This window comes from Burkholderiales bacterium (assembly GCA_013695435.1).
Classification (GTDB): Bacteria; Pseudomonadota; Gammaproteobacteria; order Burkholderiales; family JACMKV01; genus JACMKV01.
The window spans coordinates 1-3859 of record JACDAM010000084.1 but is presented as its reverse complement, the minus strand read 5'-3'; the positions used below and the strand labels follow the sequence as shown (position 1 = coordinate 3859).

At 59.8% G+C, this 3859-nt stretch carries 4 protein-coding genes and 1 pseudogene; 3 read left to right on the top strand and 2 right to left on the bottom strand.

The genetic code is table 11. The features are described from left to right. The first annotated feature begins 32 nt into the window (after window positions 1-32). Together H0V78_05140 and H0V78_05135 are read left to right on the top strand one after the other, a co-directional pair. Window positions 33-167 (top strand): annotated as a pseudogene (locus H0V78_05140) (ester cyclase). A 65-nt stretch (window positions 168-232) separates the two neighbouring features. After that, entirely contained in the window at window positions 233-991 is a 759-nt protein-coding gene (locus H0V78_05135) for a glutathione S-transferase family protein (GenBank protein MBA2351178.1), read from the top strand. Window positions 992-1335: 344 nt separating this feature from the next. On the opposite strand, the gene H0V78_05130 is transcribed toward H0V78_05135, so the two are convergent. Next, on the bottom strand, window positions 1336-1926 hold the full coding sequence (locus tag H0V78_05130) for a hypothetical protein (protein MBA2351177.1): 591 nt from the start codon (window positions 1924-1926) through the stop codon (window positions 1336-1338). A gap of 128 nt (window positions 1927-2054) precedes the next feature. On the opposite strand from H0V78_05130, the gene H0V78_05125 reads away from it, so the two are divergent. Further along, on the top strand, window positions 2055-3602 hold the full coding sequence (locus H0V78_05125; GenBank protein MBA2351176.1) for an esterase-like activity of phytase family protein: 1548 nt from the start codon (window positions 2055-2057) through the stop codon (window positions 3600-3602). 138 nt (window positions 3603-3740) lie between these two features. Here the strand turns inward: H0V78_05125 and H0V78_05120 are convergent. After that, a partial coding sequence (locus H0V78_05120) for a 16S rRNA (uracil(1498)-N(3))-methyltransferase (protein MBA2351175.1) occupies window positions 3741-3859 on the bottom strand: 119 nt, incomplete at its 5' end.

The window sequence follows — 3859 nt, the reverse complement described above, 5'->3', positions numbered from 1 at the left end:
GCCCTTTCCCGCCGGTCCGCTAGCCGGCGCCCAAGCCGACCGGCAAATCGTTCGCCGTTCCGCTTGCCGCGTTCTATGAGTGGAAGGATGGCAAGATCACATCGGGCACGCATTACTTCGACCAGATGGCGTGGCTGACCCAGATCGGCGTGATCCAGCAGAAATAGGGGCGACGACCCCACACCTGCTGGCCAAGCTTGACTGGCCCGGCAGGATTCAATCGGAGGCAACCATGATCAAGCTTTATCAATTTGCTTTCTCGCACTTCTGCGAAAAAGCCCGTTGGGCGCTCGATTACAAAAGCATCCCTTATACGCCTGTCAATCTGTTACCCGGTCTACACGTCAAACCGATTCGAAAACTGGCGCCCAAAACCTGCATGCCGTTGTTGGTCGACGAAAAAACGGCTGTGCAGGATTCGGCCGCGATCATCACTTATCTCGACAAAATGCATCCCGATCCGTTGTTGACGCCGCGCGACGCGCGCGAAGCAAAGGAGGCGCTCGACTGGGAAAAATATTTCGACGAGGAAATCGGCGTCACCCTGCGACTCTGGTTTTACTATCACACGCTTCCGGATCGCGGCCGCGCCATGAAATTTATCATGACGGGAGCGCCGTGGTACGGGCCGCCGCTCTTTGCAGTCATCTTCCCTAAAGTTCGCGAGGCGATGACGAAGTTGCTCCGCATCAATGCCGAATCCGCGAAGGATGCCGAGGAGCGTCTCATCGCCGCGCTCGACAGGCTCGATGATGCCTTGAAGGACCGGCGCTTCCTGGTCGGCGATCGCTTCTCCCGCCCCGATCTCGCTGCCTGCGCGTTGCTTTCGCCTTTGTTGCTGCCCACCGAAAAAGAAGCGGTCGAGTTATTCCCGCGAGCGGTGCGGGCTTTCCGCGAAAGGCACAAAGGCCGCGCCTGCTTCACATGGGCGAAGAACGTCTACGACAACTATCGGCAGCCGATGGCCGCAACGATCAAAGCCGCGGCTTGAGAACGCGCGAAGGACAAAGCCCGGCAGCTAGCCGGAACCATCGATGATCGGCCGAAATAGCAAAAGCACCGCGGCACCCGCTACTCGATGAGTTCCAATCGCCGCTCGACGCATTCATGCCGCTCGCTGATACGATCTATGCGATTGGAAAGCGAAGCGTACTGCGAGTACAGACCGGCGACCTGTTCTTCCAGGTGCCCCAGGCGAACCTTTTATCTCGCGCATATCCTCGCGCAGTCTCTCCTGCCCGGCGCGTATTTGACACAGGTGCTCAAGAATGAGGTTTTCGGCTTCGCTCATTTGGCCATTCTAGCGATGAGGAGCGTGCGCGGGCGAAAGCAACTCTACTCTTGCGCGCCTTCCAGATCTTTCCACGCCATCTTGCGGTCGTGTTCGTAGCGGCTCGCCAGTTCCGGATCGTGAAAAAACGTCGAGGTGAAAATGCGGCGCGCGGGGCCGATTTTTTGCAAGGTCTCGCGCGCGCCGCGCATCGTCGACGCGGCCGACCAGCGTGTAGAGCACGACGAGCACGCGCAAACAGGGCAGGAACGCCGGGTTGATCTCGATGCCGCGCTCGTTCGCCTCGATCGCCTGCTCGAATTTCCGAGCCCGTAGTGACATATACCAGGCACATTCAGAAAGGCTGGCGACGGCACCGGGCTGAGGCACATCGCGAACTGTATTTGTCCTAACGCTTCGCCGGCATGTCCGCACGATGCCAATGAGAACGCCAGGAACAGCCGCGCTTCGGCATTATTTTGATCCAGCGCAACTGCGCGGCGGCTGGCCTCGGTCACCTCTTTTCCATTTCTGCGCCACAGTTGCACCCAGCGCAACGCCGCGTGCGCGTACGGCAGACGGGGAGCGAGCGCCACCGCTTTCCGGGCGTGCCGCAGAGCTGTTTCGAGCACGGCGAGATCGCGCTCCCAGTCCATCGCGTATCCGGCGCCGAAACATTTCTGTAACTTGCCTGTGATAGCTTGCTGCAAGCATTTGCAGGCAGGCGCCGCAAAGCTTTGCAGTCCAGAAAACCAATCTGTCGGTTCATCCAAAAGGGGAAATCATGTTGCGATTTGTCTGCGCGACCGCACTCGGCGCGCTATTCGTTCTATCGACACCGGCGCAGGCTGAACCCGAATTCGTCAACGGTTTGGTGATTCCAGGAGATGCGGTCGATGACACCGGGATAGCGAGCGCGAACGGCGGGCGGCTGGGTTTCTTTTCCGACATTTATTACGACCCCAAGCGCAAGCAATGGTGGGCTTTATCGGACCGCGGGCCGGGCGGCGGGGTGCTGGCGTACGACACGCGCGTGCAGCGCTTCAAAATCGATATCGATCGCAAAACCGGCGCGATCTCGAAATTCAAGGTGCAGAAGACGATCAAGTTCAGCGACCCGAAAGGTCTGCTGACGCCCCCGGGCAAGGCCGGTCTCGATAATCCGCAGGCGCTGAACGGCCTGAATCCGGCCGAGCTGAATGGCAGCGCCGCGATTCTTGGCCGCAGCTTCGATCCCGAAGGTTTTGTCATCAGTCCGATCAACGGGCATCTGCTGGTCTCGGACGAATATGGCCCTTCGATTTACGAATTCAACCGCAAGGGCGAACTGGTCAAAGTGTTCGAAACGCCGGCCAACCTTCTGCCGCGGGTGCAGGTCGCACCGGGAAATCCCGGCGATCTCGATTTCGTCGCGGGGCGCGACGACGACGGCATCTTTTTCGGCCGCCAGGACAACCGCGGCTTTGAAGGCATTGCCGTTTCGCCGAACGGAAAAAAGCTTTTCGCCGTGCTGCAGGATCCGCTGATCAACGAACCAGGCGCGAACAACGGGCGCGACGGTCGCAACGTTCGCATCGTCGAATTCAACAGCGATCCATATAGCGCCGGTTACGGGAAGAGCGCCGCCCAATACGCGTATCAGCTCGAAGCGCAAGCCGACGTCGCCGCTCGCATTACCGCACAAGGCGGCGCGGCGACGCCAACCGATCCGCGCCAGGGACGCAACATAGGACTATCGGCGATCATCGCCATCAACGATCACGAATTCCTCGTTATCGAACGCGACAACCGCGGCATCGGCGTGGACGATCCCGAAGGCAAAACCGTCGTCGGCTCCAAGCGCGTTTACAAAATCGATATCAGCGGCGCGACGGATGTGCGCAATCTGGCGCTGCCCGGCGGCGATCTTGCGGCGGCCGGCATTATTCCAGTCGCGAAATCGGGCGTTTTCATCGATTTCACTGAGAACAGCGTGCTCCGCAATGGCAAGCAGCCCGAAAAATGGGAGGGCCTCGCGATCGGTCCGCGGCTACGCGATGGCGCTCGCCTGATTCTCGCCGGCAACGACAACGACTTTTCGGTGACGCAAAACGACACCAATGTGCAATTCGACGTCTACGTCGACTTCAATGGCAATAGCGTGCAGCGCGATATCGATCAGCCGACGAAGTTGAGCGGTGCCGAAGTCGGGCCGGTGCCCGGTGGTTATGTGCTGATTCCGGGCGTGTTGCATGCGTATAAGGCGTCTGCCGAAGATCTGGCGGGCTATGTCGAGCCGCGCAAACAGGGGCGGGAGTGCGAGCGCTGTGAAGACGAAGATTCGGACGACTGATGGTTGACGAACCGGCGTGGATGACTGTATTTGCCCATCATGTAGTTGGAATGTCCGCTGGCTTCCCGCCTGCGTGGGAATGACAACCCGATCTCAGGCTTCTTGAGCAAGTCAGCCGTCGCTGGCAATCGCGCCTGCTCACCAATCTCCATACAAGGCCTGCATTGCCGCGAGTGCGGCAGGGCCTGCGGTTTCGGTGCGCAGGATGCGCGGGCCCAAAGCAACCGGAACAAATCCGGCCGTCGCCGTGGCGCGCA

Bases quoted from the DNA above. Each gene is read 5' to 3' on its own strand.
- H0V78_05125 (MBA2351176.1), top strand. From the start codon at position 2,055: ATGTTGCGATTTGTCTGCGCGACCGCACTCGGCGCGCTATTCGTTCTA.
- H0V78_05135 (MBA2351178.1), top strand. From the start codon at position 233: ATGATCAAGCTTTATCAATTTGCTTTCTCGCACTTCTGCGAAAAAGCC.
- H0V78_05130 (MBA2351177.1), bottom strand. From the start codon at position 1,926: ATGGACTGGGAGCGCGATCTCGCCGTGCTCGAAACAGCTCTGCGGCAC.